General features: G+C 70.0%; 11 protein-coding genes. 4 read left to right on the forward strand and 7 right to left on the reverse strand.

Features of this window, described 5'->3' with window-relative positions; genetic code table 11:
- Positions 1-3: 3 nt before the first annotated feature.
- Positions 4-549 (reverse strand): ribosome silencing factor, encoded by a 546-nt coding sequence (gene rsfS, locus AB1L88_RS06205; protein WP_367095766.1) that lies wholly within the window; start codon positions 547-549, stop codon positions 4-6.
- Between the two features lie 428 nt (positions 550-977).
- Between rsfS and AB1L88_RS06210 the strand changes: the two genes are divergently transcribed.
- Positions 978-2,093 carry a hypothetical protein gene (locus AB1L88_RS06210; RefSeq protein ID WP_367095767.1) on the forward strand — a complete coding sequence of 372 codons (1,116 nt, stop codon included), beginning with the start codon at positions 978-980 and terminating at the stop codon, positions 2,091-2,093.
- Between the two features lie 153 nt (positions 2,094-2,246).
- Positions 2,247-3,086 carry a hypothetical protein gene (locus tag AB1L88_RS06215; RefSeq protein ID WP_367095768.1) on the forward strand — a complete coding sequence of 280 codons (840 nt, stop codon included), beginning with the start codon at positions 2,247-2,249 and terminating at the stop codon, positions 3,084-3,086.
- A gap of 85 nt (positions 3,087-3,171) precedes the next feature.
- On the opposite strand, the gene AB1L88_RS06220 is transcribed toward AB1L88_RS06215, so the two are convergent.
- From AB1L88_RS06220 to AB1L88_RS06235, 4 genes are all read right to left on the reverse strand, one after another.
- Complete coding sequence (locus tag AB1L88_RS06220; protein ID WP_367095769.1) at positions 3,172-4,500, reverse strand: glycosyltransferase family 4 protein; 1,329 nt, start codon at positions 4,498-4,500, stop codon at positions 3,172-3,174.
- A 95-nt stretch (positions 4,501-4,595) separates the two neighbouring features.
- Positions 4,596-6,866: a hypothetical protein gene (locus AB1L88_RS06225; RefSeq protein ID WP_367095770.1), complete on the reverse strand. Its 2,271-nt coding sequence runs from the start codon at positions 6,864-6,866 to the stop codon at positions 4,596-4,598.
- A gap of 91 nt (positions 6,867-6,957) precedes the next feature.
- Complete coding sequence (locus AB1L88_RS06230) at positions 6,958-8,523, reverse strand: glycosyltransferase family 39 protein (protein WP_367095771.1); 1,566 nt, start codon at positions 8,521-8,523, stop codon at positions 6,958-6,960.
- Between the two features lie 81 nt (positions 8,524-8,604).
- Positions 8,605-9,705: a glycosyltransferase gene (locus AB1L88_RS06235; protein WP_367095772.1), complete on the reverse strand. Its 1,101-nt coding sequence runs from the start codon at positions 9,703-9,705 to the stop codon at positions 8,605-8,607.
- A 188-nt stretch (positions 9,706-9,893) separates the two neighbouring features.
- Here AB1L88_RS06235 and AB1L88_RS06240 point away from each other — a divergent pair, with 188 nt between their 5' ends.
- Positions 9,894-11,000: a sugar transferase gene (locus AB1L88_RS06240; protein WP_367095773.1), complete on the forward strand. Its 1,107-nt coding sequence runs from the start codon at positions 9,894-9,896 to the stop codon at positions 10,998-11,000.
- Positions 10,960-11,964, forward strand: a complete 1,005-nt coding sequence (locus tag AB1L88_RS06245) for a glycosyltransferase family 2 protein (protein ID WP_367095774.1) — start codon at positions 10,960-10,962, stop codon at positions 11,962-11,964. The genes AB1L88_RS06240 and AB1L88_RS06245 overlap by 41 nt, the downstream gene beginning before the upstream one ends.
- 58 nt (positions 11,965-12,022) lie before the next feature.
- Here AB1L88_RS06245 and AB1L88_RS06250 read toward each other — a convergent pair whose 3' ends face one another.
- Both AB1L88_RS06250 and AB1L88_RS06255 read right to left on the reverse strand, forming a co-directional pair.
- Positions 12,023-13,003 (reverse strand): transketolase C-terminal domain-containing protein, encoded by a 981-nt coding sequence (locus AB1L88_RS06250; RefSeq protein WP_367095775.1) that lies wholly within the window; start codon positions 13,001-13,003, stop codon positions 12,023-12,025.
- A gap of 71 nt (positions 13,004-13,074) precedes the next feature.
- The gene (locus tag AB1L88_RS06255) at positions 13,075-13,911 is read right to left on the reverse strand and encodes a transketolase (RefSeq protein WP_367095776.1); all 837 of its coding nucleotides are present in this window, start codon (positions 13,909-13,911) and stop codon (positions 13,075-13,077) included.
- Positions 13,912-13,958 lie beyond the last annotated feature (47 nt).

A 13,958-nucleotide genomic window follows, 5' to 3' on the forward strand; every position in this document is an offset into this window, starting at 1 on the left:
CGGTCAGTCCGAGGGCTGGTCGTCGGGCGTCGGGGGAGCGGGGGAGGAGGGGTTCTCGTTCCACTCGATCCGGGGGGCGTCGCCCCAGATGTCCTCGATCGAGTAGAACTCTCGGGCGTCTTCTGAGAAGACGTGGACGACGAAATCGCCGTAGTCGATCAGGGTCCAGCGGCCTTCCTCGGAGCCCTCGATGCCGAGCTTGAACTCCTTGCGCTGCTTCATCTCGTGGTCGATCTCCGAGATGATCGCGTTGAGCTGCCGACGCGATGGCGCGGTGATGACGACGAAGTAGTCGAACAGCGGGGTCAATTGCCGGAGGTCGAGCAGGACGACGTCCCGGGCGCGGTTGTCGTGGGCGATCCGGGCGCAGTCCCTGGCCAGGGCGAGCGCGGCCTCCTGCCGCTCGGGGCTGGATCGGGAGACCGTGGCGGGGTCGATCTCGTCCTGGACGTCGTGGTAGCGGGCTCGGCGCGGGAGGACCGGGAATTCCTCTCGGAGGGAGTCCTCGTGGGGCGAGCCGTCGGGCTTGGGGGCGTTGGAGTCGGGCATGTGAGCTCGGGAATAGGCTCGGACGGTCCATCCGAGCGGGAGGGAGGGGACGGGCCGGGAGGGCCGGGGACCCGCGATCGCACGACCGGTCAATCGACCCGCAACCGCCCCGTCCGCCCTGCATGATTTGCGATTGATTCTACCAGCCGAGACCCGGTTCGACCACGGCCGGTTCGCCGAGTCGTGGAGATCGGATCCGAAAATCTTTGGTGTTTTGTGACTAAGGGTCGGTCGAATCTCGATAGTGATGGTAAGGGCACTGGACCGCGGGACGCCTCCCGCCCCGATGCCTCGTGACGCTGGGCTCGCACCTGGACTCGGGAACGACAGACGATTCGGCACGCGTCGCAGAGACTCTTGCCGAGGGGCGATCGGTCCCGATCTCGATGAAACCAACTCGTGTGATTGACACCGTGGAGTCTTGACGAATGGCGCTGAACCCCCTCCGCAAAACGCTCGGGCCGCTCGGCATCCGGGGCGCCGAGACCAGCTCGGCCTTCTCGACGGAGGCCGAGGCGGGGCTGGCCCGCTTCCGGGCCCGCCGCGACGAGCTGCAACGCAACGTCCGGCGCGGCGAATTGACCCCCAAGGTCGCCCGTCGCCTGGCGGCGGAGACCGCGGCCGAGATCCGGCAGGCGCTCACCAACCAGGCGGCCGGCTTCAGCGCCGTGCCGCGATCGTTCCTCGACCGGCTGGCCGAGGTCGCCTCGACCCGCGACCGCTCGCGCGATTCGGCCTCGCTCGAGGCCCTGCAACGCGAGACGAACCGCCTGCTCCGGGAATCCCTGATCGAGCAACAACTGCGCAACCGCGAGGAGGAGTTCCGGGGCCAGGCGTACGCGAGGCCGGTGGCGGGGGGATCCCCGGCCCCGTCGCTCGACGGCCTGCTCCGGTTCCACGAGACGGCGACCCTCGCCCGGGACGAGGCGGCCCGGGAATGGGCCCGGCGGCAGCTCGAGGCCTACCGGCCGATGGCCCCCGACCCCGACGACCAGCGGCAGATCGACCTGGCCTGCGACCGGCCCGACCGGGTCAATCCGAGGCTCGTCGGCCGCTACCTGGAGCAGCTCGAAGGGGGGGCGAGCGACGAGCTGGAGGCCTTCGCCGAGCACGCGATCGCGGCCCACGACGCCAACGCCTGCGTCGCGGCCTTCATGCTCGCCCGGGAGGCCCCCGAAGGCCCCTCGATCGGCTGGGTCAGGCGGGTGCTCAACGGGCTCGATCACTTCCCCGACGCCGCGCTCATCACCCTGCGGGCCTGGGAGGCCGAGGCCAGGGCGGAGGAATCGGAGGTCGCCCGGGCCGAGGCCGATCGGATCGCCCTGATCATCGACGCCGAGGCCGCCATGCCTGCGCTGCAGGCCCCCTCCGAGGCCGACCTGGAACGCGCCTCCCGATTCGAGGGGATGCCGCTGGCCACCCCGGGCGAGCCGATCGGCCTGGCCTTCGGCCGCCGCGGGTTCACCGCCGAGGAGTTCTCGGCCCTTGAGGCGACGACGCCCGACGGCGACGACGCGTCCCCCGACCAGCCCTCGCACGCCTGAGAGCCCGGGACGGCCCCGCGGCGAGGCCGGATCGGGCGGGGCCGTCGCTCAACCCCGAAGTGATCGTTCAACCTTGATGTGTCCTCGACCTCCTCGCCAACGCGCCCCGACTGGCCTCGGGGCGCGGGCGATCTTTGACCGGAGTACGACGCGGTGAGCACAACCCTCGAAGACCCCTCTGGCGCGATCTCCAAACGGCGGGCGAGGATCCTCGACGCCATGGTCGACGCCCCCCTCGCCTGGAGCTTCCCGGACGACCTGGCCCAGGCCACCGGCCTGGACGGCGAGGCCCTGATCGACGAACTCGCGGACATGGATGTCGAGGGCCTGATAGACGTCTGGGAGCGTCCCGAGGGGCTGGCCGTGACCCTCTCGGTGCTGGCGGCCGACCGGTTCGGCTACCACCTGATCGAGTCGGGCCCGTACGCGACGCCTCGATGGGCCAGGGCGGAGGAGCCGGGGCCCGGGCCACCGCGAGCGACGCAGGTCCTGCGGTCGGCCTCGACGTCCCTCTTCTCGGGGATGATCGACCCGCACCCCGGCCCCGAACTCGCGGCCGAGCTGAACGAGCAGGCCGACCGCTACCGGGCCAATGGCCGCTTCGGCACCTTCCGGAGGGGGGCGGGCCGGGGGGAACCGCCGCGGCCGACGCTCTTGCTGGGTACCAACCTCAACGCCTGGTCCGAGGCCCGGGGGGGCGACTCGCCGACCTGCCCGGCCTGCCATTCGCGCCCGCTGCCGGCCTTCGCGTACTGCCTCTGCTGCGACCGCTGGGGGCTCGAGGCGCCGAACCCGGTGTCAACACCCCGGCGGGCGTCCTGGGGCGGCGCGACGCGGAATCCGTCGACGGCCCGATTCGACCCGGGCGCGCACGACCCGAGGCGCGGCCCGGCCCATCGAGCACCCTTGATTCGCCATCGCAAGGAGCATGATCGTCGGGGGCGCCTCGCCGGTCGCGATGCTCGGAGGAATCATACCGAATCGCCCGGATGACGACCCTCGAAGCCCGTCGCCGGTCGCCTCGGGATCCTCCCCGGACCCGTGGCAACCCAGGGGCACTGGCCGAGGCGATCCGGTGTCACGGCCCGGCCTGTTGCCGGCCGACCCGCGACGGTGCCGGGCGGAGGGCCCGATCGGGGAGCGCCGCATCGGGTTGGTCGGCCCGCTGGTCGCGCCGGACGAGGCGGTCGAGCTGCGCGGAGAGGGTCGCGAAGCAGTCGTCCCAGGAACAGCCCCGCGCGACCCGACGACGGCCGGCCTCTCCCAGGCGTCGGGCCGTCTCGGGCTGATCGATGAGCCATTCGAGGGCCGAGGAGAGCGTCTCCACCTGGCCGAACGGCACGAGCACGCCGGTCCGGTCGTGCTCGACCACCTCGGCCACGCCCCCGGCGGCGGCGGCCACCACGGGCTTGCCGTTCGCCCAGGCTTCGAGGAAGACGATGCCGAAGGAATCGGTGCGAGACGGCATGGCAAAGAGGTCGATCGCGTCGAAGAAGTCGGGCTTCTCGGCCGGGGAGAGGGGGCCGGTCCGGAAGAGCCAGCGGCGGGTCTCGGAGGGCAATCCCGCCGCGAATTGCTCGAAATGGGGGGAGCTGACCCCGGCCAGGACCAGGGCGATCGGGTCGTCGGCGGGCCGGCTCGCGTTCAGGGCCATGACGGCCCGGACCAGGTCGGTCGTCCCCTTGTTCGGGTCGAGGGTGGCCAGGTGGCCGATCAGCGGTTGGTCCGGCCCGATGCGGCGCGAGGAGCGGAACCGGGCGCCCTGACCGCCGCAGGCCTCGGCCGGCTCGAAGCCCATCGACACCTGCGTGATGCGGGACCGGGGGATCCCCCAACCGGCCACGGCGTCGGCCTCGAGTGCCGTGACGACCACCACCGCGTCGCTTTCGCGGAGCAATCGGACTTGATGCGGTTTCGTGTAGGTCCGGTGGACCGGGTCGCCCGGGGTCGCCAGGTGAAGGAACGGCGTGAGGATCAGGGGGGCGCCGCAGGATCGGGCCTTCTTCCAGGCCGCGAACGAGAAGTTCGTGAACGGGAACCCGACGGCGAAGACGGCGTCGTAACGCTCGCTCGTCCGCTCCAGGTCGGGCATCAGCGGCAGGTACGACGCGAAGCGGCACCGGGTCGGCCAGTGGGGGACGTGGCTCAGGAGCCGGCCGACGTACCGTTGCATCGGGATGTGCCGGACCGGGAAGCGGCGGACCCGGGCGCCGTCGAGGGTGGCGACGCTCGGCTCGTCGAGCCGGGCCCGGCTCGGGTCGTTGAAGTACCAGAGGTCTCGGGCGTCGCTCGTCAGGACATCGACCTCATGCCCCCGATCGACCAGGCGGCGGACCATCGCCCGGCCGTAGGTCTCCGCGCCGCCGAGACACGGGGCGTAGCGATGGGTATACCAGGCGATCCGCATCGGTCGACGTCTCCTCAAAGCGTCCGGGGCATGTTCGGCGGCGACGGGGGCCGCGCCTCGCGGCCGGTCCCGCATGGGTGTCGTGCTCGCGGCCGTCACCGGGCCGCGCGGGGGCCGGTCCCCCTCGGCCCGAAGGCGAGGACCTGACGGGAACTGCGTTCCTGCTCATCCGCCGGCCGGAGGCAGACCCCCCGGACGATCATCGAAGCCGGGGCCCGTTCCGACTCGAAGTGCCTCGGCAGCCGGGAGACGTCCAGCGCCCCGTCGCTTTCGAGGCGGAACTGCCCCTCTGATTCGGGCAGGATGAACGGAGGGCTGACATAGAGCTCGAACGCCCCGGGCGAGACGGTCCAGCGCCAGACCTCGCGCTCGCCGTCCTTCAGGACGACCTGCCGGGGCACGGTCAGGCTCCTGGCCTCGAAGGCGAACACGAGCGGTTCTCGGGGGGTCGGGTTGACGAACTCGATCGCCGGGGACGCGGTCGCCAGGCGGACGAATCCATCCTTCGGCAGGAGATAATACCCTCCCCAGTCCTCCGAGCCGAGCGCGACGGGGGCCTGGGGGGGCCGCATCAACTCGCGGTCGAAGACGATCACGGAACCGTCGTCGTAGCAGCGGGCGTGGGCGAGGGCCTCGGCCATGCGGTCGATCTGCTCCGGCGGCAGCTCGCTGGCGCGGTGGAGGACGACGAAGCGGAGGTCGTGGTGCGTCAGGTAGAGCCAGGCATAATCATGGAAGTCGGCATTGCGGATGAGGTCGAAGTGCTCGGCCCCGGGCAGTCCGGGGAAGGAGGCTTCCGTCATCCGGGTGTCGGCGAAGGGGGAGTTCCAGCTCACCAGGTCGTCCTGGGGGCGGTTCTGGTGGCCGGAGTAGCCGGCCGTGGTGGTCCCCCCGTGCAGGGCCTGCCAGTAGGTGAGCCGGGCGTTGAAGGAGTTGGCGTTGCCCGAATTCATGTGCGGGATGTCGACCCAGGCGGCGTCGGGGTGATTCGTCCGCAGCCAGGCATAGGCCTTCGGCAGTGCGGGGATCGGTTCGGCCCCATAGGGCACCTGCGCCAGGTCGACCACGGCCACGACCAGGACGGCGGCGAAGGCCAACCCCCTGGCCCTCGGCCGCGACCATCGGCCGCGGAGTTGCATCCAGGCGGCCCCGGCGAGGATCCCGGTGCAGACGGGCACGAAGAGCTTGAAGCGCGCCGGCACCCGGATGAGGCGGAAGGGGATGAACCATTCCCAGTCGCGCAGCCAGCCGGCCGGCATCGCGACCTGGTGCAAGCCGTATTGCAGATGAGCACCCAGCGAGAGGACGAACAGGATCGCCGCCGAGAGCCACCAGAAGCCCGCGTCCTGGAACCGGACCCTCCCCCACCAGGCCCGGGCCAGAAGCAGGAGGGAGACGACGCCGAGATAGGCCATCCCCTCGCCCGGCGTCCGGGTCGCGCCGTAGAGGTCGATTGGGACAAACCCCTGGAGCACCTGGCCGGGCATCGGGACGACGTAGGCCCACCAGGGGGCGCCGTAACGCTCGAACTCGGCCCGGGGACGGATGCCCGCCTGGCCGTTCAGGACGTTCCAGATCTGGCCGGCGAAGAGGACCATCAGGATCGGCAGGCAGGCGGCGACGAAGCCGGTGATCCAGGCCCCTCGCACGACGAGCCACCGGCGCAGCTCGCCCCGGGGCTGTCTCGACGCCTTCCAACCCAGGTAGAGCGCCGCCGGGAAGAGGGCGAAGACCAGGAAATAGGCCGCGCACATGGTCAGCAGGATCAGGCCCGCCACGGCGGCGGCCAGGCGTTTGCCCCCCGGCCGATCGACGAATCGCATCCAGGCGAGGAAGAAGATCGGGAAGCCGCCGACGTACATCAGCTCCAGGTGGGCATGCGAATGGACCAAAACCGGCCCGCTGAGCATCGCCAGCAATCCGGCCAGGGTGGCCGCCGCGTCATCCCGCAGGACCGCCCGGGCCAGGAAGAAGGTCCCCAGCCCCGTCAGCAGGAAGCCGAAGAGCCAGAGGAGGTTGAAGCAGAGCACGTCGTTGTCGATGACCGTCGAGACGATCAGATAGAGTAGCGATTGCAGGTGGAGCGGGGAGAAATTCCCGATCGGGGCGCCGACGGGGTATTGCAGGTCGGGGCAGACGAGCGGCGATCGCCCTTCCATCAGGCACTGCTTGTACCAGCGCATGACCCAGAGGTGCTGGAGCGGGTCGCCCGTCGAAGGGAGCCGGGTGGCGAACGTCTTGACGAAGGGCCAGGTCGCGCCGGCGACGGCGATCAGGTAGAGGGAGACGACCGCGATCGGCGTCCACCAGCGGCGTCGGCCGTCGGGGGTCGAGGGGTTCGGATCGGTCGCTGCTTCGGTGTCCACGAGACGGTCCCCAGGGAGGCGAAGGGAGGTCGGAGGGAGGGGTTTCGCGGGGTTTGAGTCGCCGGCCGGTCTTGCGAAGGGTTCCCCTCACTCAGCGGCGGACGACGTCCGAGGGGGTCCCCATCAGCACCAGGTCGCCCGGGACCTTGCGGTCGAAGATGTAGACGCGGGCCTGATCGGGGTCGGCCCCCTTCGGCACGATCGTCTCGGGGGCGAGGGGGCCGATCAGGGAGCGTAGGATCTCGCAGTAATCCCACTGGCCGTAGACGTGGGCCTCGCGGGCCACCACCCAGCGGGCGTCCTGGTCGGCCCCGGCGTAGATGACGTCGGCGAAGGTGTAGCCCGGGTAGTCGCCGTAGAACTGGCTCCAGCCGGTCAGGTCCACCACCTTCTCGCCCGGCTGGACGTGGTCGGCGAGCCAATCGGCGGCGTCTCGGTAGGCGGCGAAGGGGCCGTTCAGGGGTTCCTGATGTCTCGGGACCGAGGGGAGGATCAACACGGCGATCGCGAGCAGCCAGAAGACCGGGCCGGGGCGGATCGCCTCTCCCGGAGCACCGATCAGGCGCCCGGGAATGGTGATCGACCGCAAGAGGTGATCGACCGCGAGCGCGGCGAACGGGATCAGGAGCATCGCCGGGATCATCGCGTGCCGGGGGCTGCAATAGCCCCCCGTGGCGTGCAATCGCATCAACCCGAGGAACGAGCAGGCCAGCATCACCGTCAGGAACAACCCCTGACGCGCCGACCGGGTGTTGCGCTTGGCCCGGTAGAGGCCGATCGGGACCAGGATCAAGATGGGGACGGTGACGGCGTCTCGGATCGACTCGAAGACGACCTTGGCGGCGACCAGGTAGGTCTTGGCGACCGATTGCGAGGGGTCGAAGGGGCGGTTGCGCTCGACGGCCTCGGCCCCGGACGGGGCGGCGGTGCCGATCAACCGGGCGACGGCCGGTTTCGTCCCCACCCCCCCCTTGCTGATCATGAACGGGGCGATGACGAGGCTCGGCACGATGACGAGAAGGCCGACCGCCGCCCACCAGCGCGACCATTCCAGCCGAGTGCTCTTCAGGAGCGGCATCAGGGCCAGGGTCGCGACCATCGTCGCCGGGAGCAGCAGGCCTTCCGGCCGGGTGAAGTAGGCGAGGATGGTGGCCCCGATCATCGGGGCGAGCCAGGCGAATCGGCCGTCCTTCAGGAACCGCAGGGCGGCCCAGACGCCCCACATCCAGAAGAGGAGGAAGGTCCCCTCGCTCAGCACGTCGGCCAGGACGTTGGTCATGACCGGCGCCCCGAAACAGAGGACGCACGCCATCCAGGCCGTCCGGCCGCCGACCAGTTCCAGGGCGACCAGATACAGGGGCAGGACGAGCAGGATGCCCGCCAGGACCGACGCCAGTTGCGCCGCGCGCTGCCAGTCGAGCGGCTCGTCGCCCCCTTCGAGGCCATGGGCCACGGCGATGGCCACCGGATAGGCCGGATGGTCGATCGACCCGAGCAGGCCCCCGACGATCTCGCCGGCCTCGATCACCTTGGCCTGGCGGATGTAGCGGAGGCCGTCCGCGAAGATGATCGACGTGTGGGAGGTCTTCCAGGTGAGGAGGCTCCCGGCGGCGACCATCAGCACGACGACGACGAATCCATGTTGCAGACGACTCATGCGACCCCTCCCTGGGACGCGACATCCCCCAGCCTCCCGCCCTCAAACCCGAGGGGGGATGGTCCCGTTCGGAGTCGGGTTTTACCGCGATCGGGGGCGATCGTCGAGCCGAATCGGCCCGATCCTCCGGGAATCGCGGCCCCCGCGAGGCGTCCGGGATCGGATCCCCGGCGAGCGGCCGCGGACGGTCCGCTCGGCGAAGCGTCGGACGTCGACCCCCCGGAGTCCCCGATCGGCGTCGAGCGTCCGGGCGATCCAGCCGACGGCCATCCAGGCATTCGCCTCCGCCGATCGGCCGAGCCAACGGCAGGCGGCCTGGCGCAGCCGGGCCTCGCAGTCGATCACCCGGGCCAGCACCAAGGCCTCCCAGCGCGGGCGGAACTTGAAGAAGTAGAGGAGCTTGCTGTGACGGGTGACGACCCGGAGCACCGGGCTGACGCCCCTCGACTGCAGCGGGTGCAGGTGCTTCAGGGTGATCGCCTCGTCGAACTCGACCGACCAGCCCCGGTCGCTCGCCGACCGGCAGAGGGCGACTTCCTCGTGATAGAGGAAGAAGTCGTCGTCCATGCCGCCCAGTTGCTCCAGGACCGATCCCTGGACGAGCAGGCAGGCCCCCGTGACCCACGGGACCGGGCCGGGCCGGGTGCGGTCGAGCGACCAGTACTTGCGCCGGGAACGCGGGGTGCAGGCCTCCCGGAGGCAGCCGAACAGGGTCGGGAACGACCCGACCGAGTGTTGCCGGGTGCCGTCCTCGTTGCTCAGGGCGAAGCCGACGATGCCGGGGGGGCCTCCGGGGCGGGCCTCGTAGGCGTCGATCCGGGCCACGATTTTCGCGGGGAGATCGGGCTCGGCGAGGGTATCGGGATTGAGCAGGAGGAGCCAGCGCGCGGCCGACTCTCGCCAAGCCGTATTGACTCCTGCCGCAAAACCGGCATTGTCAGGGCGCAGAAGCACGCGGATCCCGGGTCGGCCCCGGAGGCCGGGCGGCGGCGGGTCGTCCGAGGCGTTGTCGACCAGGATCAGCTCGCAACGACCGTCGGACCGCGAGAGGGCCGCCGCCATCGCCTCGACCAGCAGCTCGCAATCGGGCCAGGAGTTGAAGTTGACGATCACAATCGCCAGGGTCGGGGTCGGAGCCGGGGGCGTCGGGCCTTGCGGCCCTTCGAGCGGTGCGATGGTCATCCGAGCTCGGCCCTCGTTCGAGACTTGGCGCCGGGGGAGGACGGTCGAGAATCACTGGAATCCCCGGGGCGACCGGACCGATGGTAACGCCTGAGCCGATTCGCTGAAGGCCGATTTTTTTGCGGCGATCGCGTGGCCGGCTCGAATCCGGCCGCTCCCCACGACACCGAGGGAACGGTGCAGACCCGATGAAGGAATCTTCCCCCCCTGATCCATCCTCCGTCCCGACGCGGTCGGGCGATTCCTCGGAATCGGGCCGGGTCCTGATCGTCGGGGCCCGTCGCCGGCTCCGGACGATGCTCGACCAGCGTCCCTGGTCCGGCCTGCGCATCGTCGGGTTCGTGGATCGCTCGGGGAGGGGCCGCCAGCTGGCGATTCATCCCGGGTCCGAGCCGATCCCGGTGCTCGGCCGCCTGGAACGGCTCTCCGACGTGATCCGGAGCTCCCGGGCGACCCATATCATCGTGGCACTCTCCGAACGCCCGAGCCGGGATTCCGATCCGGAACTCCATGCGCTCCAGAACCCCAAGCTCCGAGTGCACTGGATGGCAGACGAGACGGGATCGACCGCCCAGGAGCGAGGTTCCCGGGCCGATCTGCCCCACCACCGCTATCAGCCGTCGCACACGATCGGCGAGTCGATCCATTCCGGCCGGATCGCCAAACGGCTGCTCGACCTGACGTTCGCTGCCCTCGGCTTGCTGGTGATGGCGCCGCTCTTCGCGGCGATCGCGCTCTTGATCTACACGACCTCGGGCCGGCCGATCTTCTACACGCAGGAGCGGATCGGGCAGGGGGGGCGGCTGTTCCGGATCATCAAGTTCCGCAGCATGAAGCCGAACGCCGAGAGCGACACCGGCCCCATCTGGGCGGCCAACCACGACGACCGGTGCACGCCGATCGGCGACTGGCTCCGCCATTCCTGTCTCGACGAGCTGCCCCAGTTGATCAATATTCTGCGAGGCGACATGAGCCTCGTCGGCCCCCGGCCCGAGCGGCCGATCTTCGTCGAGCGGTTCCAGGAGGAAGTCTCCGATTACCCGCTGCGCCACGTCGTCCCGGTCGGCCTGACCGGCTGGGCGCAGGTGCACGGCTGGCGAGGCCGGACGTCGATCCGCAAGCGCCTCCAGTACGACCTCGACTACGTCCGCCGCTGGTCCTTCTGGCTCGATCTCAAGATTCTCTGGATGACCGCCCTGCACGTCGCCTTCGGCAAGGTGGACTGGGGCATGCCCCGCAATCGGAGGGTGGACCGTGAACCGACCGACGCTCTCGGTCGTGATACCCTCGCATAACGGCCGCGACCTGCTGCCCGCCTGCCTGGAGAGCCTCCGGTCGCATCGCCCCGACGGGATCGACCTGGAGGTGATCGTCGTTGATGACGCCTCGCGAGACGGCTCGGCCGAATGGGTGAATGCGCACTTTCCCGAGGTCCGTTTGATCCGCCTGGAGCGGAACGGCGGCTTCTGCGTGGCCGCCAACGCCGGGATCGCCGCGGCCCGAGGGGCCTTCATCCAGCTCCTGAACAACGACGCCGAGGTCTGCGACGGCTGGGCCGAGGCGGGACTCGCCCCGTTCCGCGATCCGGGCGTCGGGTCGGTCGCCCCGTTGGTCCTGGTCCGGTCGCGGCCCGACCGGGTCGATTCGGCGGGCGATTGCTACGCCGTCTTCGGCTGGCCGTCGAAGCGGGGGCACGGCCAGGCGGCCGAGCGTTGGAAGCACGAACTCGCGGGCGAGGTCTTCGGCGCGAGCGCCTCGAGCGCCTTCTATCGGGCCGAGGCGCTGCGGAAGGTCGGCCCGTTCGACCCGTCGTACGGGTCGTATTACGAGGATGTCGACCTGGCGTTCCGGCTGCGATGGGCCGGCTATCGCTGCGTCTTCGAGCCGAACTGCCGGGTTTTGCACGACGTGTCGGCCACCTACGACCACGGCAGCCCGGCCTTGCACCGCCGGATGGCGAAGAATGCCGAGGCGTTGTTCTGGTCGAATCTGCCCGCCGGTTGGCTGGCTTTGGCGCTGGTCCCCCACCTGGGATTCCTCGCCGTCCAGCTCCTCTGGAAGCTGTCGAAGGGCAGGGCGTGGCCGTTCTTGCTGGGCAAAGGGGACGCGATCGCCGAGCTGCCCCGGTTCCTGAAGCTGCGGGCCCATCGCCGGGCCCTGGCCCGGTCGGCCGAGGCGCGCCCGAGGTTCCGGCTGGGGGTCGCCCCGGTCGAGGCGGCGGTCGACCATCTGGCGCAACCGATCCGGGCCGGGGCGTGAGTCGATTCGTCACGACTCCGGCACGGTTCGATCATCGCTTGCAGGGCGTGTTTGCCGATCAGCCCTTCTTGGCCGAGACGGCGGCCTGGGCGGCCTCGACGACCTTCGAGGCGGTCAGGCCGTACTTCTCCAGGAGGGCCTCGGGCGATCCGCTCTCGCCGAACGAGTCGTCGAGGTTGACGTAGCGGATGGGGACCGGCTGCCCTTCGGAGACGGCCATCGCCACGGCGCTACCGAGCCCGCCGTGGGCCAGGTGCTCCTCGGCCACGACGATCGCGCCGGTCTCCCGGGCGGCGGCGAGCACGGCCTCGCGGTCGAGCGGCTTGATGGTGTGCATATCGAGGACGCGGGCCTCGATCCCCTGGCCGCTCAGCTCGTCGGCGGCGTCGAGGGCCGAGGCGACCATCAGGCCGTAGGCGATGATGGTCACGTCCTTGCCGTCGCGGAGGACGTTGGCCTTGCCGATCGTGAACGGGGCCGAGTCGCCCGTGTAGACCTTCGGCACGTCGGGCCGTCCGGTGCGGAGGTAGACCGGACCTTCGTAGTCGAGGATCGCCTTCGTGGCGGCCTTGGTCGAGGCTTCGTCCGCCGTGACGACCACGACGAAGCCGGGCAGCGAGCAGGCGAGGCCGACGTCCTCGATGCCCATCTGAGAGGCGCCGTCCTCGCCGATCGAGATGCCGGCGTGGCTGCCGACGACCTTGACGTTCAGCTTCGGGTAGGCGACGGCCATCCGCAACTGGTCGTAGGCGTTGCAGAGGATGAAGGCCGCGAAGCTGGCGATGACCGGGGTCTTGCCGCACGAGGCCAGGCCGCCGGCGATGCCGACGAGGTTGCTCTCGGCGATCCCGATGTTGAAGAACCGGTCCGGATACTTCTGGCCGAACCATTCGGTCCGGGTCGAGTTCGAGACGTCGGCATCGACCACGACCACGTCCGGGTAGTCGCCGCCGAGCGCCTCCAGGGCGCGGCCGAAGGCGTCTCGGGTGGCCTTGCCGATCTCTCGCTTGGACTGCAAGGCAGAGGAAGCGCCCGCCATGAGTGTCGTCACCTTTTGAGGGATTTGGAGCGTCTGGTTGTTCGATGTTCGGGAGCGGGAAGACGAAAGGGTCAGGCGCCGGCCTCGACCTCGGCGATCGCCGCGTCGAGATCCTTGGCCTTCATCGGCTTGCCGTGGAAGTTCGGGTCGCCCAGCTTCTCCAGGAGCTTGAGCATCCCCTGGCCCTTGTGGGTGAGGGAGACGATGCAGGTCGGCTGCCCCTTGACGCCTCGGGCGCGTTCGAGCGCGGTGACGACTTCCCCCATGTCGTTGCCGTTGATGACCTGGGTGTGCCAGCCGAAGGCGGCGAACTTGCCGTCGATCGGGTCCATGTTCAGGACGTCCTCGGCGGCGCCGGTCTGCTGGAAGTGGTTGCGGTCGACGATGCAGGTCAGGTTGTCGAGCTTGTACTTCCCGGCCGAGGCGGCGGCCTCCCAGATCTGCCCCTGGCCCAGCTCGCCGTCGCCGGTCATCACGTAGGTGCGGTACGACTTGCCGTCGACCCGGGCGGCCAATGCGTGGCCGACGCCGATCGAGAGCCCCTGGCCGAGCGAGCCGGTGGAGGCCTCGATCCCCGGCAAGCGGTTCATGTTCGGGTGCCCTTCGAGCGGGCTGCCGAGCTTGCGGAGGGTCATCAACTGGTCTTTCGGGAAGTAGCCGGCCTCGGCCATGGCGGCGTAGAGGACCGGCGCCGCGTGCCCCTTCGAGAGGATGAAGCGGTCGCGATCGGGCCAGCGGGGCTGCTTCGGGTCGTAGTTCATGAACCCGCCGAAGTAGAGCGCGGTCACCACCTCGGCGGCCGACATGGAACTGCTCGGGTGCCCCGAGCCGGCCTCGGTCGTGCTCTTGAGAATGTCGATGCGGATGGCCTTGGCGCGCTGTTTGAGCTCGTCGAGGTTGGCGGGCACGGTCAATTCCTCCAGGATGCGTCGTCGAAACGGCCCTTGAACATAAG

Origin of the sequence: Tautonia sp. JC769 (assembly GCF_040717455.1) — a bacterium.
GTDB lineage: Bacteria > Planctomycetota > Planctomycetia > Isosphaerales > Isosphaeraceae > Tautonia.

Excerpts from the sequence above, each read along its gene's own strand:
- rsfS (WP_367095766.1), bottom strand. The coding sequence starts at position 549 with ATGCCCGACTCCAACGCCCCCAAGCCCGACGGCTCGCCCCACGAGGAC.
- AB1L88_RS06210 (WP_367095767.1), top strand. The coding sequence starts at position 978 with ATGGCGCTGAACCCCCTCCGCAAAACGCTCGGGCCGCTCGGCATCCGG.
- AB1L88_RS06220 (WP_367095769.1), bottom strand. The coding sequence starts at position 4,500 with ATGCGGATCGCCTGGTATACCCATCGCTACGCCCCGTGTCTCGGCGGC.
- AB1L88_RS06230 (WP_367095771.1), bottom strand. The coding sequence starts at position 8,523 with ATGAGTCGTCTGCAACATGGATTCGTCGTCGTCGTGCTGATGGTCGCC.
- AB1L88_RS06235 (WP_367095772.1), bottom strand. The coding sequence starts at position 9,705 with ATGACCATCGCACCGCTCGAAGGGCCGCAAGGCCCGACGCCCCCGGCT.
- AB1L88_RS06240 (WP_367095773.1), top strand. The coding sequence starts at position 9,894 with ATGAAGGAATCTTCCCCCCCTGATCCATCCTCCGTCCCGACGCGGTCG.
- AB1L88_RS06250 (WP_367095775.1), bottom strand. The coding sequence starts at position 13,003 with ATGGCGGGCGCTTCCTCTGCCTTGCAGTCCAAGCGAGAGATCGGCAAG.